This is a genomic window from Mesorhizobium sp. M0016, assembly GCF_040324035.1.
In the GTDB taxonomy this organism is placed as follows: domain Bacteria; phylum Pseudomonadota; class Alphaproteobacteria; order Rhizobiales; family Rhizobiaceae; genus Mesorhizobium.
This window is the reverse complement of record NZ_JAMYVM010000006.1, coordinates 273,188-296,897: the sequence shown is the minus strand read 5'-3', so window position 1 is coordinate 296,897 and position 23,710 is coordinate 273,188. Positions and strand designations below refer to the sequence as shown.

Here is a 23,710-nt window from a genome sequence, read left to right as displayed (position 1 = left end):
TTTTCCGTGGGTATTGATCACATGCTCAACAAGCCATCATGCTGAACAACAAGCCGACCTGGCCGATCCTTGCCGTGATACTCGGCATCAGCTTGACCGCCTGCAAGATCCTCCCGACCCCTTCGGGGGGCAGCGGCAATGCCGCCGTCTTCAATCCGGACAAGATGGTCGAGGAGATCTGGGCGGCGAAGGTCGTGCCTTACCTCCAGCAGAAGGCCGGGCCGTTTGCCGAGGTCCACGCTCTGGCGAAAACCGATCCTGCTTCCGCTGGCGCCAAATATGGCAATCCGAAGAAGCAGGCGAATTCGCCATGGACCTTCGCGGTTCGCGTCGAGGGCAAGATCATCGCCGCCAACACGCAGTCGCGGGCAGCGACCATGGATGTCGATGTCGACGGCGACGGCAAGGCCGATGCGCGGGTACAGATCGGACCGGCGATGCGCGGAACCGCGCTGCGCGACAGTCTCGATTTCATCCAGTTCAACGATTTTACCAACCAGATCGACTTCGCCCAGTTCGGCAAGGCGTTCAACGCCTATGCCGTCAAGGCCGTGCTTGCCAAACTGCCGCGTGACGCGCTGGAAGGCCGGACCGCCAAGGTCCTCGGCGCCTATACGCTCGAAAACGGCCAGGACCTGCCGCTGGTGACGCCGGCGGAGGCAGAAATCGGGCCGAAGCCATGAGCGCTGCGGTTGCTCACGATGTCGTCTTGAAGCTGGAAGACGTCTCGAAGGTCTATTCCGGCACCGTCGCGGTCAAGCGCGCGAATTTCGAGGTACGCAAGGGGGCGGTCAATGTGCTGGTCGGCGAAAACGGCGCCGGCAAATCGACGCTGATGAAGATTATCGCCGGCGTCGAACAGCCGACGCTCGGCCGGATCCTCCTGGAAGGGGAGGAGGTCTCCTTCTCGTCCTCGGGCGACGCGGTGAACCGCGGCATCGGCATGGTGTTCCAGGAGCTGAACCTGTTTGGCAATATGACCGTCGCCGAGAACATCTTCGCCACGCGCGAGATCACCAACCGGTTCCGCAAGATCGACCGCAAGGAACAGGAGCGCCGTGCGGCGCAATTTCTCGAACGCCTGCAGGCCGGGATCCGACCGGACATGCTGGTCGAGGATCTGCGCATCGGCCAGCAGCAGCTGGTCGAGATCGCCAAGGCGGTTTCGCTCGATGCGCGCATCCTGATCATGGACGAGCCGACCTCGGCGCTCAGTGCGGCGGAAGTCGAGATCCTGTTCAAGGTGATCGCCGACCTCAAGGCGCGCGGCGTGGCGATCGTCTACATCTCGCACCGGCTGGAAGAGCTGATCCGCATCGGCGACTACATCACGGTGCTGCGCGATGGACACATCACCGGCCAGGAAGAGATGAAAAACGTCGACACGCGGTGGATCGTGCGGCAGATGATCGGCTCCGACGCCAAGGATTTCGCCAAGGCCGACGGCCATGTTCCCGGCGAAGAAATATTCCGCGCCGAGGACATCTGCCTGCCGCGCGCCACCGGCGGGCTGGCGGTCGATCACGTCTCGCTGTCGCTGAGCGCCGGCGAGATCCTCGGCATATACGGCCTGATGGGCGCCGGGCGGAGCGAGCTGTTCGACTGCATCATGGGCCGCCATGGCCAGGCTACCGGCGCGATCTTCATCGCCGGCAAAAAGGTCAAGGAGCGCGACACGACGCGGCGTATCCGGCGCGGGCTGGCGCTGATCCCCGAAGACCGCCAACGCGAAGGGCTGGTGTCGATCCTCTCCGTCGCCAGCAATCTGACACTGGCCAGCCTGTCGCGTTTTGTCCGCCTGTTTCACATTCGCGGCGGCCAAGAGAAGCAGGCGGTGACGCAGATGGTGCGGGAACTGGCGATCAAGGTCGCCGACCCGGCGCAGGAGGTCTCATCGCTGTCGGGCGGCAACCAGCAAAAGGTGGTAATCGGCAAGGCGCTGCTCACCGGGCCGAAGGTGCTGCTGATGGACGAGCCCAGCCGCGGCATCGATGTCGGCGCCAAGGCCGACGTCTTTCGCACCATGCGCAAACTGTCGCGAGACGGGCTCGGCATTCTGTTCGCCACCTCCGATCTCGATGAGGTGATGGCGCTGTCCGATCGCATCGCGGTGATGAGCAACGGAAAACTGACCGGCATGTTCGATCGCGCCGAGGCGACGGAGGCAGCCCTTGTCGCCGCCTCGGCACTTGGCCACGGACCGGCCCCGCACACGGAGAACCCATGACTGACATCCCGGCCAAGGCGGCTGCCCCCTCCGTCTCGAGCGGCTCGCTGCTGCTGACGCTGATGAAGGCGAGGACCTTCATCGCGCTGATCGCCGTCTTGGTCTTCTTCTCGATCGCGGCGCCGAATTTCCTGTCGACCGCCAACCTGATCCTGATGTCGAAACATGTGGCGCTGAACGCCTTCCTCGCCATGGGCATGACCTTCGTCATCATCACCGGCGGCATCGATCTCTCAGTCGGCTCGATCGTCGGCCTGTGCGGCATGGTCGCCGGCTATTTCGTGCTCAACGGCATCGACCTGCAATTCGGCTACACCATCTATTTCAACGTCGTCGAGATCGCGCTGATCACGCTGGCGGTTGGCATATTGATCGGCGCCGTCAACGGACTGCTGATCACCAGGCTGAACGTCGCGCCGTTCATCGCCACGCTCGGCGTGCTCTATGTCGCGCGCGGCCTGGCGTTGCTGTCGTCGGACGGCCGCACCTTCCCCAACCTCGTCGGCAAGCCGGAGCTTGGCACCACCGGGTTTGGTTTCCTCGGCGCCGGGCGGCTGCTCGGCCTGCCGGTGGCGATCTGGATACTGATCGTCGTTGCGCTGGCGGCGGCCTACCTCGCCAAATACACCCCGCTCGGCCGCCACATCTTCGCCGTCGGCGGCAATGAACGGGCGTCGCGAATTTCGGGCGTTCGTGTCAACATGGTGAAAATGTTCGTCTACATGTTCTCCGGCTTCTGCGCGGCGATCGTCGGCCTGATCATCTCGTCCGAATTGATGGCCTCGCACCCGGCAACAGGCGAAAGTTTCGAGCTCAACGCCATTGCGGCGGCGGTGCTCGGCGGCACCTCGATGTCGGGTGGGCGCGGCACGATCGGCGGCACCATTGTCGGCGCCTTCGTCATCGGCATTCTTTCGGACGGGTTGGTGATGATGGGCGTGAGTTCCTTCTGGCAGATGGTGATCAAGGGCCTTGTCATCATCGTCGCCGTTGTCGTCGACCAGGCGCAGCGCCGGCTGCAGAGCCGGGTGACGCTGATGCAGATGGCAAAGGCAGGCTGAGCATGGCGGAGTTGCGGGGAGGGCTCATCGGCTGCGGCTTCTTTGCCATCAACCAGATGCATGCCTGGCGCGACATTGAAGGCGCCGCCATGGTCGCCATTTGCGACCGCGACCCGGAGCGGCTGCGCATCATCGGCGACCAGTTCGGCATTGCGAAGCGCTACACCGACGCGGCAGAGATGTTTGCAAGCGAATGCCTCGACTTCGTCGATATCGCCACTACCGTTCCCAGCCATCGTCCGCTGGTCGAGATGGCGGCGCTGCACCGTGTGCCGGTGATTTGCCAAAAGCCGTTCGCGCCGACGCTTGCCGACGCCAAGGCGATGGTGAGGGCCTGCGTGGAAGCCGGCGTACCGCTGATGGTGCATGAGAATTTTCGCTGGCAGTCGGCGATCCAGGCGGTGCGTGCCGTGCTCGACAGCGGCGAGATCGGCACGCCGTTCTTCGGGCGCATCTCCTTCCGCTCTGCCTATGACGTGTTTTCCGGCCAGCCCTATCTCGCCAAGGGAAAGCGCTTCATCATCGAGGACCTCGGTATCCACAGTCTCGACATCGCCCGTTTTCTACTGGGCGACGTGTCGACGATCACGACGCGAACCGCGCGCATCAACCCCGGCATCGCGGGCGAAGATGTCGCGACGATGCTGATGGACCACAAGAGCGGGGCGACGTCAGTGGTCGACTGTAGCTACGCGACGAAGCTCGCCACCGAACCGTTTCCCGAAACGCTGATCGAGATCGACGGCAGCGACGGCACGATCCGCTTGGCGCAGGGATATCGGCTCACCGTCACCGGCAGGAGCGGCACGAAGATCACCGACGTTTCGCCGCCCGTACTCGCCTGGGCATCGCGCCCATGGCACAACATCCAGGAGAGCGTCGTCGCCATCCAGCAACACTGGGTCGACTGCCTGGCAAAGGGAACCGAGCCGACGACCTCGGGCGCCGACAATCTCAAGACATTCGCGCTGGTCGAGGCGGCCTATCTGGGCGCCGCGAGCCACGAACCTGTCCACCTGGATGGCTTGCTGACATGACAGCCGACGCCTTCCTCCTATACGGCACACGCGTGGTCGAGGCCGAGCCGGTTAGGCTGAGTGCGGGCTTGCTCAGCGCCGACTTTGTCAACGGCAGCCTGCGCACCATCCGTTACGGCGGCATCGAAGTGCTGCGCGCCATCGCCTACATCGTGCGCGACCGCGACTGGGGCACCTATGAACCGGCGCTGACGGACCTTGCCGTCGATCAGGACGCCGACAGCTTCTCCGTCAGCTACTCCGCAACTTGCTTAGCACCGGGCGGAAGCCGGCTCGACTTTCGCGCTACGATCAAGGGCTCCGCCAACGGTCACCTAGTGTTCGACGTCAGCGCGGTCCCTGAAAGCGATTTCGAGACCAATCGCTGCGGTTTTTGCGTCCTGCATCCGATCGCCGGCCTCGCCGGCAGCCCGGTCACGGTCGAGCATACCGACGGCAGCGTGGTGGCGACGAAACTGCCGCTGTTGATCGATCCCTGGCAGCCTTTCAGGGATTTGCGCGCGATCACCCATGAGGTCCGGCCGGGCATCACTGCCGAATGCCGGATGGAGGGCGACACTTTCGAGATGGAGGACCAGCGCAACTGGTCGGACGCGTCCTACAAGACCTATGTGCGGCCACTGGCGCTGCCTTGGCCCTATGTGCTGCCGGCCGGCCAAACTGTAAGCCAGACGGTCAGCCTTCGCATCACCGGCGAGGGGGGAATGCCGGCCGCAGCATCTGCCGCCGAACCGGTCAGCGTCGAACTCGGCGAGACCGGGCAGAGGCTGCCGGATCTCGGCGTGATCATCTACCCGGACGAGGTCGAAGCAGCGCTCGCAAATCTTTCGACATTGACCGAGCTCGGCCCGCAGCAACTTGTCTTCCACTACGATCCGACGCGCGGCCACGGTCTCGAAGCATTGCAGTCTTATGCAAGGCTCACCGCCGCCTATCCGGTGCAGACGACGCTGGAATGCGTCGTTGCCTGCGCGGGCGACCTCGATGCCGAGCTGTCAGGCGTTGCCGACATGGTGCGTCAAGCCGGGTTGAAGCTTTCGGCCATTGCCGTCTCGCCTTCGGTTGACCGGCAGTCGACACCGCCGGGCAGTGCGTGGCCGGACTGTCCGCCGCTCGAAGACGTCTATGACGCGGCGCGGCGCGCCTTTCCCGATATCCGGCTTGGTGGCGGCATGTTCAGCTATTTCACCGAGCTCAACCGCAAGCGCGTGCCGGGGGGCCTGCTCGATTTCGTCACCCACTGCACGTGCCCGATCGTGCACGCCGCCGACGATCTCAGCGTCATGCAGTCACTGGAGGCGCTGCCCTTCATCACCGCGTCGGCGCGGGCGATCTTCGGGGCAAAGCCTTACCGCATCGGTCCGTCGACGATCGCCATGCGCCAGAACCCCTATGGCGGCGCGACCAAGGGCAATCCCGGGGGACAGCGCATCGCCATGGCCGATCACGACCCTCGCCATGCCGGCCTCTTCGCAGCCGCATGGGCGATCGGCTATGCCGCGCGCGTGGCGCCGGCTGGGCTGGAACTGCTCACGCTGTCCGGCTTCGCCGGGCCCTTCGGCGTGCTCGCAGCATCCGGCGAACCCGTCGCGGAAGGATCGCCTCGGCCGATCTTCGGTGCCATCAAGGGGCTTTGCGAACTGGCCGGCCTTGCGCATGTGGCGGCAAGGACGAGCGATCAGACGAAGGTGCTGGCGCTGGCCGGCCGCTCCGCTTCGGGCAAGACCGTGGCGTGGCTGGCGAACCTGACGGCGAACGACGTGACGGTCGACATCTCAGCGTTTGGCCGAGGCCAACTGGTGATGACCCCTTACGCGATCACGCGGATCGGCTGAATCAGTTGCCGGAGTTCATCACATAAAGCGCGCGCGAGCGCTCGAGATGCTTGATCATCGCCTTCTCGGCGCCGTCGGCATCCTTCTTCTCGATGCGGCCGATGATCTCTTCATGCTCGGTCAGCGTGAACTGTTCCTTGCCGGTCCAGATCAGCATTTCGGTGTGATATTCCTTCAGCCAACCGAGCATCGCTTCGCTCACGGCGACATAGATCGGGTTGCCGGAGATCGCCGCGATCTGGGTATGAAACTTCATGTCGGCGGAGATAAAGGCCTCGGAATCGCCGCGAAAACCGCGCTGTTCGGCAACGGTGGCGCGTAGCCGCTGAACGTCCTCGGCGGTGGCGTTTTCGGCGGCTTCCCTGACCATGCCGCGCTCGAAGAAGATGCGCGCGGTTTTCAGGTGTTCCAGCGTGTCCTTCGACGACGACAGGATGATCTTGGCTGCGCCATCGACCTGCTTGATGATCGACTTCGCGGTCAGTTGCAGCACCTTGGCGCGTTCCCCATGCGAGATCGCGACGAGGCCCATATTGCTCAGCGCCTGCATCGCCTCGCGGATCGCGGGACGGCCGACCTCGAAGCGCTCCATCAACTCGCGCTCCGACGGCATGTCGTCGCCCGGCGTCAATTCTCCGCTGGTGATCAGGCGCTTCAGCCGCAAAAACACTTCGTCGGAAAGTTTGCGCCGGACGATCGGCTCCGAACGGTTCATCGTCGCGAATCACTCCCTTGACCTGTGTCTATCTAGCACTGCCGCAGCTGTTCCCGGAATGGCCGTCGCCGCCATCGGCCATAGCCGCAAGACAGGATATCACTTGCAAAGCTTATGTACTCATTATACCAGATTTCGACGATGAAGGAACTCTTTTCGACCCCCCTGCGGCCTCAGACAACGAACCATGATCACGCTCACCTACCGGATCGAGACATCAGGCAGCATCGAGACGCTGGCAGCCAAGATCGCCAGCGACCAGTCGACTGGAACCTTCGTCGCGCTGCCCGGCGAGACCGAGGAACTGAAAGCCCGGGTGGCCGCGCGTGTCCTGGCCATTCGGCACCTGCCGGACGCACTTCGCCCCTCCATTCCCGAGGCCGGTAACGGGCCGTTCAAGCGCGCGGATGTCGACATCGCCTTTCCATTCGATGCCATCGGCCACGACCTGTCGGCTCTGATGACCATTGCCATCGGCGGCGCCTATTCGATCAAGGGCCTAACCGGCATTCGCGTTGTCGACATGAAGCTGCCGGAGCAATTCCGCGGCGCGCATCCAGGTCCGCAATTCGGCGTCGCCGGCAGCCGCAGGCTGACAGGTGTCACGGATCGGCCGATCATCGGCACCATCGTCAAGCCGGCGCTGGGGCTGCGGCCCCCCGAGACCGCCGCGATGGTGGGCGAGCTGATCGCCGCCGGTGTCGATTTCATCAAGGACGATGAGAAGCTGATGAGCCCAGCCTATTCGCCGCTGGCGGAGCGGGTAAAGGCAATCATGCCGCTGATCCTCGACCACGAGCAGAGGACCGGCAAGAAGGTGATGTATGCCTTCGGCATCTCGCATGCCGACCCGGACGAGATGATGCGCAATCACGATCTGGTGGCCAAGGCCGGCGGAAATTGCGCGGTGGTCAACATCAACTCCGTCGGTTTCGGTGGCCTGGCTTTTTTGAGAAAACGCTCCAGCCTGGTGCTTCACGCTCATCGCAACGGCTGGGACATCCTCACCCGCCATCCCGGCCTCGGTATGAACTTCAAGGTCTGGCAACAGTTCTGGCGGCTGCTCGGCGTCGACCAGTTCCAGATCAACGGCATCCAATCGAAATACTGGGAGCCGGACGCGTCTTTCGTCGAGTCCTTCAAGGCGGTGACGACGCCGATTTTTGCGCCTGAGGATTGCGCCTTGCCTGTGGCGGGCTCCGGCCAATGGGGCGGGCAAGCGCCCGAGACCTATGAACGGACCGGCCGGACCGTCGATCTGCTCTATCTGTGCGGCGGCGGCATCGTCAGCCATCCGGATGGACCGGGCGCCGGGGTGCGTGCCGTGCAGCAAGCCTGGCAGGCGGCGGTCGACGGCATTCCGCTGGCGGAGTTCGCCTTGAGCCATCCCGAACTGGCGCGGTCGATCGAAAAGTTCGGCGACGGCAAAGCGGCCTGAAGCGATGCAAGATCTGCTTCTCAGCTATTATGGCGATGACCTCACCGGTTCGACCGACGTCATGGAAGCGCTCGAACTCGGCGGCGTGCCGACCGTGCTGTTCATGCGCCAGCCGGACGCGGCCATGCTTGCGCAGTTCGCACATTGCCGAGCCATTGGCCTGGCCGGCACCAGCCGCAGCGAAACCCCGCAATGGATGGACACGCATCTCACCGACGCTTTCGCCTGGCTGAAGGCGCTGAATGCCGCGATCTGTCACTACAAGGTCTGCTCGACCTTCGATTCCAGTCCGACGATCGGCAGCATCGGTCGCGCCATCGAGATCGGCCGCTCGGTTTTCGCTCAGGACAGCGTGCCGCTGCTGGTCGGGGCGCCGCAGCTCAAGCGTTACACTGCCTTCGGCCATCTGTTCGCCGCCTATCGTGACAAGTATTTCCGCATCGACCGCCATCCGGTGATGAGCCGCCACCCGACGACGCCGATGGATGAATCCGACCTGCTGATCCATCTGTCGCGGCAGACGGAGCTCACGTCGGGGCTGGTCGATCTCGCGACGTTGCAGTCGGCGTCGCGCTCAAAAGCCTTCGACCGCTTGCTCGCTGAGGGCACCGACATCGTACTTGTCGATGTCGACAGCCTCGAGACGCAGACGCTTGCCGGCAAGGAGATATGGCGCGCCCGCAAGCCGGGCGCTTCGTTCGTCGTCGGCTCGTCCGGGATCGAATATGCGCTGCTGGCCGAATGGGTGTCGAACGGGACGGTCAGAGCTGAACCAAAATTTTCACCGCCGGGTGCCGCCGACCGGATCGCGGTCGTCTCGGGCAGTTGTTCGCCGACGACCGAACGACAGATCCGGCACGCTTTGACCGACGGCTTCGATGGCATCGAGGTCGATCCCGTCGAACTGATCTCCCAAGCTTCCGGAGATGCGATCGCACGCGCGACGGCAGCCGGTCGCGCCAGTCTGGAAGCCGGGCGCAGCGTCGTTCTCTACACGGCCCTTGGACCCGCGGCCGATAGGGGGGGCGAAATCGACCGCCAGGAAGGCGCCCGCCACAAGCTCGGGCGGGGCCTCGGCGAACTGCTTCGCGCGCTGACCATCGAGCAGAAGTTGCAGCGCGTGGTCGTTGCCGGCGGCGATACGTCGAGCCACGCGCTCGGCCAGATGGGTGTCGATGCGCTGACCGTGCGGATGCCGTTGCCGGCGTCGCCGGGCTCGCCGCTTTGCGTCGCTCACTCGCGCGTCAAGGCGATCGATGGGCTGGAGGTGGCACTCAAGGGCGGGCAGGTTGGAACCGACCGCTATTTCAGCGCCATCCGTGACGGCCTTAGCAGCTGATTATGCGTCGCCTGGCAACCGCGAGATCCATTCATGCCCTCTAACGGCGCCGTAGCGGTTTTTGTCGCGCATGTTGACGTTAAATTCACATAAAGATATGGGTGTTTTGTCGGGGCAAGGTACTTTTGCCATTTATCCGCCTTGCTCTATCGGGGTTGTCGCCATGTGTTTCGCCCTTGCATCAGACTGCAGGATCGCCCTGTAGCAATCGCCAATTGCTGAAAGAGGCGGTGATCATGCCCAGCCTGCTCGGAATCGATAACGGCCTCACGGTCACCAAGGCGGTCATCTTCGATGCCGACGGCACGCAATTGTCCGTGGCCCGTCGCCGGGTGCCGCAATCGATGCCCCACGCGCGCTGGGTGGAGCGCGACATGTCAGGCCTGTGGCAAGCAACCGCCGACGCCATCAAGGAGGCGATCGCGCTCTCCGGCAGGCCGGCGGAAGACATCAAGGCGGTGGCGGCGACCGCGCATGGCGATGGTCTCTATCTGCTCGATCATGATCGTCAGCCTTTGGGACCAGGCATCCTGTCGCTCGACAGCCGCGCCGGCGACATTGTCGACAGGTGGTCCGCCGGTACCGTTTTCACCGATGCGCTGGCGACGACAGGCCAGACGCCGCATGTTTCGGCGCCGTCGGCGCTGCTGGCATGGCTCAAGCAGAACGATCCTGATCGCTATGGCCGCATCGGCCATGTGCTGGCCTGCAAGGACTGGCTGCGCTTTTGCCTGAGCGGCACGATCGGCACCGACCGCACGGAGGCAAGCACCTCATTCACGGATTTCCGCACGCAAGCCTATGCGCCTGAAGCGCTGCGCATCTTCGGGTTGGAGGATCTGTTCGACGCGCTGCCGCCGGTGGCGCATTCCGCTGAAATCGCCGGTCAAGTCACCGCCGATGCCGCCGAAAGGACCGGCCTTCGCAAGGGAACACCGGTCGCCTGCGGCCTGCACGACGTGGCCGCCTCGGCGCTTGGCATGGGCGGCCATGAGGAGGGCGTGCTCGCCATCGTCGCCGGCACCTATTCCATCAATGAAGTCGTCTCTTCGCAACCGCGCGTCGACCGACGTTGGTTCTGCCGTAACGCCATCGATGCGGGCCGTTGGAACAACATGTCGATCTCGCCGGCCTCGACAGCGAACTACGACTGGTTTCTCGACACCTTCTGTCGCTTGGAGCAAGACAGAACAAACGCGGATCGCGGCTCCCTCCACGAATTGCTGGCGGGAGAGATCGATGCGGCGTTGAAGAAGCCTTCGACCATCCTGTTTCATCCCTATCTGTTCGGCTCTCCCTATGGCGATTTGGCCAGCGGCAGCTTTGTCGGCCTGCATGGCTGGCACAATCGCGGCGACATGCTGAAGGCGGTTCTGGAAGGCATCGCCTTCAATCACCGCACCCATGTCGAGGCCTTGCGCGACGGCTTTGCCGTCAGCGAGATCCGCCTGACCGGGGGCGGCTCGCGTAATCCTGCTTTCGTCCAGATGTTTGCCGACGTGCTGAACGCCCCGGTCACCGTCACCTCGACGGATGAGACCGCGGCCCTCGGCGCAGCACTTTGCGCAGGTGCCGCGGTCGGCTTGTTCAAGACGCCGCAAGAGGGTGCAAGGCAGATCGGCATGACGGCGCGGACGTACCAAACCGTGCCCGCCTCCAGTGCTGTGTTCAATGAGCGGTTTTCGCTCTACTGCCGCATAGCCGAGCAGCTGAAGTGGCATTGGCCTGATATCGAAAGGCTGGCGGGGGTAAACGCATGATCAAGGCCGACGAACGACGCGAAGAGATCGCCGATTATGTGATCAAGCTCGGCCAGGTGCGCATCGATGATCTGGTCGAGCATTTCGGCGTGTCGCGCATGACCATCCACCGGCATATCGACCGGCTGGCGCAGCAGGGCGTGCTGCGCAAGCTGCACGGTGCGGTGACGGTCCAGCCTTCCGGCCTCTACGAGAGCGCTTTCCGCTACCGGGTGACCGTCAATCGAGCCGAGAAGGATGCACTGGCGCGGGCGGCACTGGATTATATCGAGGCCGGCCAGGTGGTGATGCTGGACGATTCATCGACGGCAAACGCGGTCGCGACGCTGCTGCTCGACGTCAAGCCGCTGACCGTCATTTCCAACAGCGTCTCGACGGCGGGCCAATTGATCAATGTGGACGATATAGATTTCATCTGCCTCGGCGGCCAGTATCATCCCACTTACAATGCCTATATCGGCATTGTCTGCGAGAACGCCGTGGCGCAGTTGCGCGCCAATGTGCTGATCTGTTCGGCTTCGGCCGTCACCGGAACCACTGCTTTCATCCAGGATCCGAATGTCGTGCGGGTCAAGCAGGCGATGATGACCGCCTCCGTGAAGCGCGTCCTTTTGGTCGACCACGCAAAGTTCGACCGGATCGCGCTGCATGTCTTCGACGATTTGACCAGTTTCGACGCCGTGCTGGTGACCGAGGGCCTCGGCGATGCGCAGGCGCAGAGCCTCGAGCGAGCCGGGGTGAAACTGCGCATCGTCAAGACGAAGGCGCCATGAACCCAACAGATGGAGCAGCGGCGGACAATCCCGCCGGGCGTCTCGCCGCGATGGCCGGGACCGGCGAAGTCGACGTCGTCATTCTTGGCGCCGGCATCAACGGGGCTGGGCTGTTTCGCGATCTGTGCGCGCAAGGTGTCAGCTGCCTGATCGTCGAAAAGGCGGATTTCGGCTCGGGCACCAGTGCCGCGCCGTCGAGGCTCATCCACGGCGGCTTGAAATATCTCGAGACCGGCGAGTTCGGGCTGGTGGCGCAGTCGACGCTCGAACGCAATCTGCTTCTTCAAAACGCGCCGCACTATGTCAGCCCGCTGCCGACCGTCATCCCGATCTTCTCGTGGAGCAAGGGCATGCTCGCGGCGTTGCGAACGCTGTTCGGCTCGACCAGCGCGCCGCGCAGCCGCGGCGCCATACTGATCAAGATCGGCTTGATGATCTACGATTTCTACGGTTCACGAAACCAGGTCATGCCGCGCCACCGCATGGTCGGGCGGCGGCAGGCGCTTGTTGAGATGCCGGCGCTCAATCCGGCGATCGTCGCCACCGGCACCTACTACGACGCCAAGATAAGTCACCCGGAAAGGCTGGTGCTGGAACTGATCCTCGACGGCTTGCAGGCTCACGCGGCGTCTGCCGGTGCCAACTACACGACACTGGCGGCTTCAGCCAATGGCGTGCTCACCTTCCAGCCGGAAAACGGCGCGGCCTTTTCGGTGCGGCCGAAGCTGGTGGTGAACGCCGCCGGTCCGTGGATCGACGACGTCAACGCGCTGCTTGGTGCTCCATCGAAGATGATCGGCGGCACCAAGGGCTCGCATATCCTTTTAAGGCATGACGAACTGGTCAAAAGCCTCGCCGGGCGCATGCTCTATTTCGAGGCCGATGGCGGCCGCATCTGCCTGGTCTACGACTATCTCGGCCTGGCGCTGGTCGGCTCGACCGACATCAAGGCCGACAATCCGGACGCGGTCCGCTGCGAACCCGAAGAAGTCGACTATCTGCTCGACAGCGTGCGAACGCTGCTGCCGGGCATGGCGTTCGAGCGCGACCAGATCGTCTACGCCTATAGCGGCATCCGGCCGCTGCCGACGTCTGAAGCAGCGACGCCCGGACTGATCAGCCGCGATCATTCGGCGCCCGTTGCCGAGCCGGACGGCAACAGGCCCTTTGCAGTCATTTCGCTGGTCGGCGGCAAATGGACGACGTTCCGCGGCTTTGCCGAGGAAGTCACTGATACCGTACTCAAGCGCTTGCAGCGCAGCCGCAAGATGTCGACTCAGTCGATGCCGATCGGCGGTGGGCGGGATTTTCCGGCCAATGCCGCCGCGCGCGCGGACTGGCTGGCTGAGGCACAGCAGGCAACGGGCGCCGGGGAAGGGCGCCTTGATCAATTGCTGTCGCGCTACGGGACCAGAGCCGTTGAGATCGCCAGGCACGGGTCGGATGATGAGGGTTGCCTGCCGGACTCCGGCGGCTACGGCAAGGCGGAAATCGACTACATCGCGCGCAACGAGTTCGTCGAACATCTGGCCGATGTCGTTATGCGCCGCAGCACGTTGGCGATAGGCGGCTCGCTGACGAGCCGCGACCTGCAGGAGATTGCCGCGATCGCGGGGCGGGCGTTGGGGTGGAGCACCGAGCGCCTCACGCGGGAGGTCGAAGCCGCTGTTGTCGAGCTCGAAGGCAGGAACCTGATGCGGCTGGACTGATCGCTTGATCGCCGACGCCTAGCTTTTCCTGAGGCAATCCGATCGATTTGCCCTTGTTGCGCCCTGTGCATCAACCTTCCCATTTTGCACCCGGATTGGGATTTGCCGGCGCCTACGGGCTCATGCCGTCACTGGATACGGTAACACAAATTGACGTTAAATTAACACTACCGTATGGTCATATTGTATGCTTACCTTCTAATAGGCTCGCGTTGGCTGCCGAACGTCGGCTGAGGCAACCATCTGCGGAGGGATTGACAGCGGTGCAAAGGTATGAAAATTTTTGCACACAAAGATAATATTATCACCCTGGGGAGGGGATGGCTTGAATTCCGGCGGAAGCGCAAACCGCGACCATGAATCCAGCCTCGCCACGCGCGCGGCCTGGCTGCACTATGCCGGTGGTCTGACCCAGGCCCAGGTGGCCAAGCGGCTTGGCCTGACCAGCCTCAAGGCGCATAGGCTGATCACCAAGGCCAACCAGGAAGGTCTGGTCAGGGTCTTCATCGACGGCGACGTCGCCGAATGCGTCGACCTGGAACAGCGCCTGATCGCCGCCTATGGGCTCCACTATTGCGAGGTGGTTCCCGATCTCGATCAGGACGAACTGCCGCTCAAGGGGCTGGGCATTGCCGGCGCCCAGTTCCTGAAGCGCGAAATCGATCGCGGCGAAGACATGCTGATCGGCGTCGGCCATGGCCGCACGCTTGCCGCCAGCGTCGAATATCTGACGCGCGCAACTGCTGCTCACATCCGTTTCGTCTCGCTGCTTGGCGGCGTGACGCGCAAATTCGCCGCCAACCCGCACGACGTCATGCATCGCCTGGCAGAGCGGACCGGCGCGCAGGCCTTTGTCATGCCGGTGCCTTTTGTCGCCAACACCGCCGAGGACCGCGAGGTGCTGCTTGGTCAGCGCGGCATCAGCGATGTCTTCGCTCTCGCTAGCCGCTCCGACCTGATGTTCGTCGGAATAGGCACGGCCGAGCGGGAGGCGTCGCTGGTTGCCACAGGCATGATCGAGCCGTCCGAAATCGACGATGTCAAACGGGACGGCGGCGTTGGCGAGTTGCTGGCGCATTTCTTCGACGACAAGGGGCGCCCGGTCGAAACAGCGCTGTCGGAAAGAATCCTGGCGCTTCCGCGAGACCAGTTGAAGGGCCGCAGGATCGTTGCCGTCGCCGGCGGCAAGGTGAAGGTACGCGCCATCAAGGCAGTACTCGAAAGCCGTTATCTCAGCGGCCTGATCACCGACGAATGCACGGCCCGCGCGCTGGTCGAGCTCGACGATGCAGCCGGGGCCGCGAAGCGCCGCGTGAACGGAGGAACTTCGAATGCGTGACAACGGACAATCCGCACCGCTGGTGGTTGCATCATGAGCGCGAAGGCCACCGCCCGGCAAGCTTCGCCCGGCCTGCGCCGGGTCCTTGCCGGCGCCGCGGCTCTGGTTCTGCTCGGCGCCATGGCGCTCGACACCAAGGTGATCAAGATCGGCTCTGCCGGCGATGTTCGCAACGCCGTGTTTTCGGCGGCCGACTACGGGAAATCTGAATTCCCCAAGGTGCAAGCCGATGTCGAAGCGCGTGCCGCGGACGCCGCGACGGTGGCGACGGCGATCGCCAAGGACAGGGCGACGGCCGAAAAGGAATATGGCGTGCCGGCGGGAGTCGGACCGGTCATCTCGGTCAAGTTCACCGGCGTCGTCGGCGAGGGAAAATCGGGCATCTACAAGGTCGCCGTCGACGGTTTGCCGGACACGTTGACCGTCCGCGTACAGACTGGGCCGGCGATCAACGGCACCGAGCTTCGCGACGCCACCGGCAAGATCACCTTTGGTCAGTTCACCAACCAGATCGAGTATCAGGACGCCGGCTCGGCGCTGAACAACGAGATGAAGAAGGAGGTGCTGGCGAAAGTCGACACCAGCGCCTTGACCGGCAAGACAATAGCGGTGGTCGGCGTCTTCAAGCTGGTCAATCCGAAGAGCTGGCTGGTCACACCGGTGAGGCTGGACGTCAAATGACAATGGCTGCCGGCACAGAACCCGCGACTGGCGATGCCGTGCTTTCGGCGCGCAATGTCGTCATGTCGTATGGCGGCGTTCACGCGCTCAAGGGCGTCAACTTCGACATCCATCGCGGCAAGGTCACCACCCTGTTCGGAGAGAATGGCGCCGGCAAATCGACGCTGATGAAGATCCTGTCCGGCGTGGTGACGCCGACATCCGGCGACATCGTGCTCGACGGCAATCTCGTCAGCTTTGCCTCGTCTTCAGACGCGCGCGATCGCGGCATTTCGATCATCCACCAGGAGCTCAGCCTGGCGCCGAATCTGAGCGTTCGCGACAACATCTTCATGGGCCGCGAACTGCGCACCAGAACCGGCCTCGACTTCGCCGAGGAGGCGCGCCAGGCGCGGGCGCTGATGGCCGACCTCGAAGAAGACATCGATCCGATGACCCTGGTCGAGGACCTGCGCCTGGGGCAGCAACAGATCGTCGAGATCGCACGCGCGCTGTCGGTCGATTCCCGCATCCTGATCATGGACGAGCCGACCTCCGCGCTGAGCGCGACCGAGGTGGAGGTGCTGTTCAAGGTGATCCGCGACCTGACCAGCCGCGGCGTCTCCATCGTCTACATCTCGCATCACCTCGAAGAGGCGCTGCAGATCACCGACTACGCCGTCGTGCTGCGTGACGGGGCGATCACGGCGACGGCCGAGGCCAAGGACATCGACCTCGAATGGATCGTCCGCAACATGGTGGGCGAGAATTTCGATCTCGGCTCGCCGCCGACCGGCCACGAGTTCGGCGCGGTGGCGCTGTCGATCGAGGATGTCAGCGTCACCGACGCTTCGGGTTCAGGATATGTGGTCGATCATCTGTCGCTGGATGTCAAAGCGGGCGAGATCGTCTGCATCTATGGGCTGATGGGCGCGGGCCGCACGGAATTGCTGGAGGCCGTCGCCGGCCGTGTGCCCATGGCGGGCGGGCGGGCGCTGCTCGAAGGCGAGGACGTCTCGGGGCTGACCATTGCGCAGCGTATCGCCAGAGGTCTGGTGCTGGTGCCCGAGGATCGCCAGCGCGACGGCCTGGTTCAGACCATGACGGTCGGCCGCAATCTGTCGCTTGCCAGCATCGAGGCGTTCGCGAAAGGCCTGTTCCTCTCCCGGCCGAGGGAACGCGCACTGATCGATGATTCGATCCGCAAGGTGACCATCAAGACCGCGGGCGGCAACGCCATGATCGGATCGCTGTCGGGCGGCAACCAGCAGAAGGTCGTCATCGGCAAGATGCTGACGACAGATCCCAAGGTCATCCTTCTCGACGAGCCGAGCCGCGGCATCGATGTCGGCGCCAAGGCCGAAGTCTTTCGCTTGCTCAGCGAGCGCGCCGCGCAAGGCTTGGCGGTCGTCTTCTCGACTTCGGAGGTCAATGAGTGCCTCAGCATCGCCCATCGCATCGTCGTGATGCGGCGCGGCAAGATTTCAGCCGAATTTGGCGCCAACGCCACCAAAGAGCAGATCATGGCCGCCTCCGGCGAAGCCGTGGTCGCCTGACCATAGAATTTCGGAGCCCCGACCCATGAGCGATGTCAGCCAGGCCAGCAAACAGTCCAGCCCCAATGCGGGCGGCGAGGGCTTCGACGTGGCCAAGCTGCTGCTCGAAGGCCGGGCCTTCTTTGCCCTGATCGTTATCATCGTCGTCTTCTCGATCCTGTCGCCCTACTACCTCTCGGTGGCGAATTTCCTGACCATGGCCTCGCATGTCGCCATCTTCGGGATTCTCGCCGTCGGCATGCTGCTCGTCATTCTCAATGGCGGCATCGACCTGTCGGTCGGCTCGACACTCGGGCTTGCCGGCGTCGTCGCCGGGTTTCTGATGCAGGGCGTGACGCTGACCTGGCTGGGCGTCGTTCTCTATCCGCCCGTCTGGGTGGTCGCGGTGCTGGCCTGCATGCTGGGCGCGGCCGTCGGGCTGATCAACGGCGTGCTGATCGCGCGGTTCAAGGTTCCGGCCTTCGTCGCCACGCTCGGCGTCATGTACATGGCGCGCGGCTTGGCGCTGCTGATGACCAGCGGCCTGACCTACAACAATCTCGGCGGCAAGCCGGAGCTGGGCAACACCGGTTTCGACGCGCTTGGCTTCAACCGTCTGTTCGGCGTGCCGACCGGCGTGGTGGTGCTGGCGGTCATCGCGCTGATCGGCAGCATCGTCTTGAACCGCACCGCGTTCGGGCGCTGGCTCTACGCCTCGGGCGGTAATGAGCGCGCCGCCGAACTCTCCGGCGTTCCGGTCAAGACCGTGCAGATTTCGGTATATGTGCTTTCAGGCATCTGTGCCGCCATTGCCGGCCTGATCCTGTCCTCGCAGTTGACCTCGGCCGGGCCGACCGCGGGCACCACCTACGAATTGACGGCCATCGCCGCCGTCGTCATCGGCGGCGCCGCACTGACCGGCGGCCGCGGCAATATTCGCGGCACCCTGCTCGGGGCCTTCGTCATCGGCTTCCTGTCCGACGGTCTGGTGATCATCGGCATCTCATCCTACTGGCAGACAGTGTTCACCGGCGCGGTCATCGTGCTCGCCGTGCTCCTCAACGCCGTTCAGTATCGCCGCCGTAGCAAGCTTCCAACTTCGACGGGCGGCCAACCGACTTCTCAGAAACGGGGGAAGGCCGAACCGGCCAATCCTGCCCAAGGGAAGACTGCCAGCTGACTGGCAGCAATACCGCGTAAATCATTGGAGGAATGTACATGAAAATCGTGCTTAGAAGTTTGCTTGCCGCCGCGATGATGGTCGGGTTTAGCGCAGCCGCATCGGCCGCTGGCCTGATCTCGATCATCGTCAACGATCCGGCCAACCCCTACTGGCTGACCGAAGGCAACGTCGCCAAGGCCGAAGCCGAAAAGCTCGGCTATACGGCGAATGTCGCTGCCCATAAGGGGGATACCAATACGGAAAGCAATCTGATCGATACCGCCATCACCAACAAGTCGGTGGCGATCATCCTCGACCCGGCCAATGCCGATGGTTCGGTCGGCGCGGTGAAGAAGGCGATTGCCGCCAACATCCCGGTTTTCCTCGTCAATGCCGAGATCAACCAGGAAGGCCTTGCCAAGGGACAGCTCGTCTCCAACAACGCGCAGGGTGCAGCCCTCGGCGCCCAGCAGTGGGTGCAGGCGGTCGGTGAAAAGGGCAAATATGTCGAACTGCTCGGCGCCCCGTCGGACAACAACGCGGCCACGCGCTCGAACGGCTACGCGACCGTGCTGAGCCAGTATCCGGATCTCGAAAAGGCTGCTTCGCAGGTCGCCAACTGGGATCGCACCCAGGGCCACGACAAGATGCAGAGCATGTTGCAGGCCAATCCCGACATCATCGCCGTGATCAGCGGCAACGATGAAATGGCGCTTGGTGCGGTTGCGGCACTGAAGGAAGCCGGCAAGCTCGCCGGCATCAAGGTCGGCGGCTTCGACGGCTCCCCGGATGCGGTTGCGGCGATCAAGTCCGGCGAACTGCAGTACACCGTGCTTCAGCCGGTGGCCATCTTCTCGGCGAAGGCTGTGCAGCAGGCCGACTCGTTCATCAAGTCGGGCGCTACCGGCGCCACCAGCGAGAAGCAGCTGTTCGATTGCCTTCTCATCACCAAGGACAATGTGGACAAGTACACCGCACCCTTCGTGCTGTCGGAGTAAAACCTGCTCAGGGGGTGTCCTTCGCGGACACTCCCTGGCTCTTCCATGGGTTCGAGACAACAAAGACTGCTCCTTGTGAATTGCCTTCATAAACATCCGGAACTTGCGGCATGAAAGACCTGCTGATCGGGATCGACGCGGGAACGTCCGTGATCAAATCGGTCGCTTTCGATCTGTCGGGGCGGCAGCTTGCCATGGCGTCGGTGAGCAACAGCTTCGTCACGCTGCAAGGCGGCGGCGCCGAGCAGGACCTTGATCAAACCTGGCGCGACATGGCGCTGACGGTTCGCGATCTGGCGACGAAAATTCCCGACCTCGCGCGGCGAGCCGCTTCTGTCGCGATCACCGGGCAGGGCGACGGCACCTGGCTGATCGATCGCGACGGCATGCCGGTCGGGCGCGCGTGGCTCTGGCTCGATGCCCGCGCCGGCCATCTGGTGGACGAGATGCGCGGCGATCCCCGGGATCGCACGCGGTTCGAGATCACCGGCACCGGGCTCAACGCCTGCCAGCAGGGAGCTCAGCTCAGCTGGCTGAAGAGGAACAGCCCGGAAATTCTGGAGCGCGCCGCCACTGCCTTTCACTGCAAGGACTGGCTCTATTTCAAGATGACCGGCGAGCGCGCCACAGATCCTTCGGAAGGCACCTTCACCTTCGGCGATTTTCGCTCGCGCAGCTATTCCGACGAGGTGCTCGACATTCTGGATCTGACGTCGCACCGCCGCCTGTTGCCGCCCATGCTCGAAGGCACGACCGATCATCATCCGCTTTCTGTGTCGGCAGCAGGCGAGACCGGCCTGCTTGCGGGCACGCCGGTGGTGCTGGGCTACGTCGACATGGTCAGCACCGCGCTTGGCGCCGGCCTCTATGATCCAAGCGGTAATGTCGGCTGCACGGTCATCGGCTCGACCGGCATCCACACGCGCCTGGCGCGCACAGCCGACGATGTCATCCTCAACGACAACGCATCAGGCTACACGATCGCCATGCCGGTTCCCGGCGCCTATGCGCAACTGCAATCCAATATGGCGGCGACGCTCAACATCGACTGGCTGCTTGGACTGGCGCGCGACGTGCTGACCGCCAGCGGTGTAAAACCTTCGCGCGACGAATTGCTGAAAGCGCTCGATGCCTGGGTCGAAGGATCGGAGCCCGGATCGCTGGTCTATCAGCCCTACATCTCGCTGGCCGGCGAACGCGGACCGTTCGTCGATCCAGACGCGCGCGCCGGCTTCATCGGGCTTTCCGTCAAGCACGGTTTTGGCGATCTGGCGCGCGCGGTTCTCGAGGGATTGGCGTTTGCGGCACGCGATTGCTACCAGGCGATGGGCAGCATGCCCAGCGAGATCCGCCTGTCTGGCGGCGCCGCGCGCAGCCCGTCGCTGCGCCGTATCATCGCTGCGGCGACCCGCGCGCAAGTCAGGACCAGCAGCCGCCAGGAAGCCGGCGCCGCGGGTGCGGCGATGATGGCCGCGGTCGGGCTTGGCGTCTATCGCTCGATGGATGTTTGCTGCGCCGAGTGGGTGACGCCGCTGCTGGGCGAATGCGACGCCTATGACGAGGCGCTTTCGCAAACCTACGATGCGCTGTTTCCGTCCTTTGTCGCGGCGCGTCAGGCGCTGCATCCGGTGTGGAAATCGATGGCGCACCGCACAGGAGCTAAGTCTTGAGCGATACAACGGATATTGTCGATCTCTTCGTGATCGGCGGTGGCGTCAACGGCGCCGGTATAGCGCGCGATGCCGCGGGTCGCGGGCTGTCGGTCATCCTGTGCGAGAAGGACGATCTGGCGCAAGGCACCAGCTCGCGTTCCGGCAAGCTGGTGCATGGGGGCCTGCGCTATCTCGAGTACTACGAGTTCCGGCTGGTGCGCGAGGCGCTGATCGAGCGCGAGGTGCTGCTTGAGGCGGCGCCGCACATCATCTGGCCGATGCGCTTCGTGCTGCCGCACAGCCCCGAAGACAGGCCGGCATGGCTGGTCCGGCTCGGGCTGTTTCTCTACGACCATCTTGGCGGCCGCAAGCGCCTGCCGGGAACGAGGACGCTGAATTTGAGAACCGCGCCGGAAGGAGCGCCGATCAAGGATGAATTCAAACGAGGCTTCGAATATTCGGACTGCTGGGTCGATGATGCACGGCTGGTGTTGCTCAATGCGCTCGACGCCAGTCAGCGTGGCGCAAAAGTCTTCACGCGCACGGCCTGTATTGCTGCCAGGCGCGAAGGCGGCCTGTGGTCGATCGACATGCAGGATGGCCGCACGGGTGCTGTGACGAGGGCCCGCGCACGCGGGTTGGTCAACGCGGCCGGGCCATGGGTGAATGACATCGTCAGCCGCGTCGCTGGACAGAATTCCACCCGCAACGTTCGCTTGGTGAAAGGAAGCCATATCGTCGTGCCGAAATTCTGGGAGGGACGGCAGGCCTATCTCATCCAGAACAACGACAAGCGGGTGATCTTCGTCAACCCGTATGAGAACGATCTGGCGCTGATCGGCACCACCGACATTCCTTATGAAGGTCGGCCCGAAGAAGTGGCCGCCGAGGCAAGCGAGATCAATTATCTGATCAAGGTGGTCAATCGCTACTTCAAGCGGCAGCTGACCGCGCAAGACGTGGTCTACAGTTTCTCGGGCGTGCGGCCGCTCTATGACGACAATGCCGACAACCCGAGCGCGGTGACGCGCGACTACATCTTCGAACTCGACGCCCCGAACGGTGGCGCGCCGCTGCTTTCTGTGTTCGGCGGCAAGATCACCACCTTCCGCAAACTGTCCGAACATGCGCTGGAAAAGATCCAGCCCTTCTTTCCGACCATGAAGAAGGCCTGGACAGCCAAAATTCCCCTGCCGGGAGGCGACCTGCCCAACGCGGATTTCGAGCAGTTCCTGGGCGATCTGCACGCCGAGTTTTCGTGGCTTAGCCCGTCGCTGGTGAAGCACTATGCCCGCAGCTACGGCACGCGCACGCGCGCCTTGCTGAAAGGCGTAAAAGGCGAAGCCGATCTCGGCCGTCGTTTCGGCCCGGATTTCTATGAGCTCGAAGCTGTCTTCCTGTTCGAGACCGAATGGGCGATGACCGCCGCCGACGTTCTCGAACGCCGGACCAAACACGGGCTGCATATCAATGCGGCCGAGCGGAAAACATTCGAAGACTGGTGCACAAAGACAATGGCGGCGGTGAACTGATGGCCTTCACGCTTTCGCTGAACACCAACCCGCTGGTCAATCGCTTCGCCGATCCCGACGATCTGATCGACGCCATTGCCTATGGCATCGGCATCCGCGACGTGCAACTGACGCATGAATTCGTCAATCCGGGCTGGCCGGCGGCAACGATCGCCAAGTTCGTTCGCCTGTTCAACAGCGCCCTGGCGCGGACCGGCGTGCGGATCACTTCGGGTATGACCGGTCCCTATGGCCGGCTCAATCATTTCGGCCATCCGGACGCGGATGTGCGCCGCTATTATGTCGATTGGTTCAAGACCTTCGCCGACATCTCCGCCGAACTCGGCGCGTCGGGCATGGGCACGCAGTTCGCCATATTCACCTACAAGGATTTTGACGATCCGCAGCGGCGCGCGGCGCTTCTCGGCATCGCGCTCGAATGCTGGCGCGAAGTGGCCGAGCACGCCAAAGCGGCGGGCCTGACCTACCTTTTCTGGGAACCGATGTCGGTCGGCCGCGAGTTTGGCCACACGATCGAAAGCTGCGTCGAATTGCAGGGCGCCATCGATGCGGCCAAGCTGCCGATCCCGATGCAGATGATGGTCGACATCGACCATGGCGACGTGACCTCGCCCAATCCTGACGACACTGATCCCTATGCCTGGGCGAAAGCGTTCCCGTTGCAATCGCCGATCATCCACATCAAGCAATCGTCGATGAACAAGGGCGGGCACTGGCCGTTCACCGCCGCCTACAACAAGGATGGCCGCATCATCCCGCAGAAGCTGCTCGACGCCGTGCGGGCGGGTGGCGGAACCGACAATGAAATCTGCCTTGAACTTTCCTTCCGGGAGAGGGAACCGGTCGATCATCAGGTTATTGCAATGATCCGTGAGTCGGTGGATTTCTGGGCGCCTTACATCGACAGCGGCCGCGAAAGTCTCAAGCCTCGCGCTTGA

At 63.4% G+C, this 23,710-nt stretch carries 19 protein-coding genes; 18 read left to right on the top strand and 1 reads right to left on the bottom strand.

Annotated features, from left to right (window positions below; translation table 11 throughout):
• The first annotated feature begins 38 nt into the window (after positions 1–38).
• From NKJ88_RS12265 to apnL, 5 genes are read left to right on the top strand one after another with little or no spacing between them, the layout of a single operon-like run.
• Positions 39–683: a DUF2291 family protein gene (locus NKJ88_RS12265; RefSeq protein WP_023823036.1), complete on the top strand. Its 645-nt coding sequence runs from the start codon at positions 39–41 to the stop codon at positions 681–683.
• Positions 680–2,227 (top strand): sugar ABC transporter ATP-binding protein, encoded by a 1,548-nt coding sequence (locus NKJ88_RS12260; RefSeq protein ID WP_023823035.1) that lies wholly within the window; start codon positions 680–682, stop codon positions 2,225–2,227. Before NKJ88_RS12265 ends, NKJ88_RS12260 begins: the two co-directional genes overlap by 4 nt.
• Positions 2,224–3,288, top strand: a complete 1,065-nt coding sequence (locus tag NKJ88_RS12255) for an ABC transporter permease (RefSeq protein WP_023823034.1) — start codon at positions 2,224–2,226, stop codon at positions 3,286–3,288. Before NKJ88_RS12260 ends, NKJ88_RS12255 begins: the two co-directional genes overlap by 4 nt.
• A gap of 2 nt (positions 3,289–3,290) precedes the next feature.
• Entirely contained in the window at positions 3,291–4,325 is a 1,035-nt protein-coding gene (locus NKJ88_RS12250) for a Gfo/Idh/MocA family protein (RefSeq protein WP_023823033.1), read from the top strand.
• Complete coding sequence (gene apnL / locus NKJ88_RS12245; RefSeq protein ID WP_023823032.1) at positions 4,322–6,160, top strand: D-apionate lactonase; 1,839 nt, start codon at positions 4,322–4,324, stop codon at positions 6,158–6,160. Before NKJ88_RS12250 ends, apnL begins: the two co-directional genes overlap by 4 nt.
• A gap of 1 nt (position 6,161) precedes the next feature.
• Here apnL and NKJ88_RS12240 read toward each other — a convergent pair whose 3' ends face one another.
• Complete coding sequence (locus NKJ88_RS12240) at positions 6,162–6,875, bottom strand: transcriptional regulator NanR (protein ID WP_023691079.1); 714 nt, start codon at positions 6,873–6,875, stop codon at positions 6,162–6,164.
• A 187-nt stretch (positions 6,876–7,062) separates the two neighbouring features.
• Here NKJ88_RS12240 and oiaX point away from each other — a divergent pair, with 187 nt between their 5' ends.
• The 13 genes from oiaX to NKJ88_RS12175 all read left to right on the top strand — a co-directional run bounded on the left by oiaX (position 7,063) and on the right by NKJ88_RS12175 (position 23,710).
• Entirely contained in the window at positions 7,063–8,313 is a 1,251-nt protein-coding gene (gene oiaX, locus NKJ88_RS12235) for a 3-oxo-isoapionate-4-phosphate decarboxylase OiaX (RefSeq protein WP_023823031.1), read from the top strand.
• Positions 8,314–8,317: 4 nt separating this feature from the next.
• Positions 8,318–9,652 carry a four-carbon acid sugar kinase family protein gene (locus NKJ88_RS12230; protein ID WP_023823030.1) on the top strand — a complete coding sequence of 445 codons (1,335 nt, stop codon included), beginning with the start codon at positions 8,318–8,320 and terminating at the stop codon, positions 9,650–9,652.
• Between the two features lie 236 nt (positions 9,653–9,888).
• Positions 9,889–11,412: an FGGY-family carbohydrate kinase gene (locus NKJ88_RS12225; protein WP_352444134.1), complete on the top strand. Its 1,524-nt coding sequence runs from the start codon at positions 9,889–9,891 to the stop codon at positions 11,410–11,412.
• Positions 11,409–12,185 carry a DeoR/GlpR family DNA-binding transcription regulator gene (locus tag NKJ88_RS12220; protein WP_031249056.1) on the top strand — a complete coding sequence of 259 codons (777 nt, stop codon included), beginning with the start codon at positions 11,409–11,411 and terminating at the stop codon, positions 12,183–12,185. Before NKJ88_RS12225 ends, NKJ88_RS12220 begins: the two co-directional genes overlap by 4 nt.
• The gene (locus tag NKJ88_RS12215) at positions 12,182–13,894 is read left to right on the top strand and encodes a glycerol-3-phosphate dehydrogenase/oxidase (RefSeq protein WP_502904745.1); all 1,713 of its coding nucleotides are present in this window, start codon (positions 12,182–12,184) and stop codon (positions 13,892–13,894) included. The genes NKJ88_RS12220 and NKJ88_RS12215 overlap by 4 nt, the downstream gene beginning before the upstream one ends.
• 325 nt (positions 13,895–14,219) lie before the next feature.
• The gene (locus tag NKJ88_RS12210; RefSeq protein WP_023697634.1) at positions 14,220–15,233 is read left to right on the top strand and encodes a sugar-binding transcriptional regulator; all 1,014 of its coding nucleotides are present in this window, start codon (positions 14,220–14,222) and stop codon (positions 15,231–15,233) included.
• A 33-nt stretch (positions 15,234–15,266) separates the two neighbouring features.
• Complete coding sequence (locus tag NKJ88_RS12205) at positions 15,267–15,914, top strand: DUF2291 domain-containing protein (RefSeq protein WP_023697633.1); 648 nt, start codon at positions 15,267–15,269, stop codon at positions 15,912–15,914.
• Positions 15,911–17,449, top strand: a complete 1,539-nt coding sequence (locus NKJ88_RS12200) for a sugar ABC transporter ATP-binding protein (RefSeq protein ID WP_023697632.1) — start codon at positions 15,911–15,913, stop codon at positions 17,447–17,449. Before NKJ88_RS12205 ends, NKJ88_RS12200 begins: the two co-directional genes overlap by 4 nt.
• 25 nt (positions 17,450–17,474) lie before the next feature.
• Positions 17,475–18,608, top strand: a complete 1,134-nt coding sequence (locus NKJ88_RS12195; RefSeq protein WP_023697631.1) for an ABC transporter permease — start codon at positions 17,475–17,477, stop codon at positions 18,606–18,608.
• A 38-nt stretch (positions 18,609–18,646) separates the two neighbouring features.
• Positions 18,647–19,588 carry a D-ribose ABC transporter substrate-binding protein gene (locus tag NKJ88_RS12190; RefSeq protein ID WP_084026169.1) on the top strand — a complete coding sequence of 314 codons (942 nt, stop codon included), beginning with the start codon at positions 18,647–18,649 and terminating at the stop codon, positions 19,586–19,588.
• Positions 19,589–19,698: 110 nt separating this feature from the next.
• Entirely contained in the window at positions 19,699–21,258 is a 1,560-nt protein-coding gene (locus NKJ88_RS12185) for an FGGY-family carbohydrate kinase (protein ID WP_023735283.1), read from the top strand.
• Positions 21,255–22,772: a glycerol-3-phosphate dehydrogenase gene (locus NKJ88_RS12180; RefSeq protein ID WP_023691089.1), complete on the top strand. Its 1,518-nt coding sequence runs from the start codon at positions 21,255–21,257 to the stop codon at positions 22,770–22,772. The genes NKJ88_RS12185 and NKJ88_RS12180 overlap by 4 nt, the downstream gene beginning before the upstream one ends.
• On the top strand, positions 22,772–23,710 hold the full coding sequence (locus tag NKJ88_RS12175; protein ID WP_023691090.1) for a sugar phosphate isomerase/epimerase family protein: 939 nt from the start codon (positions 22,772–22,774) through the stop codon (positions 23,708–23,710). The genes NKJ88_RS12180 and NKJ88_RS12175 overlap by 1 nt, the downstream gene beginning before the upstream one ends.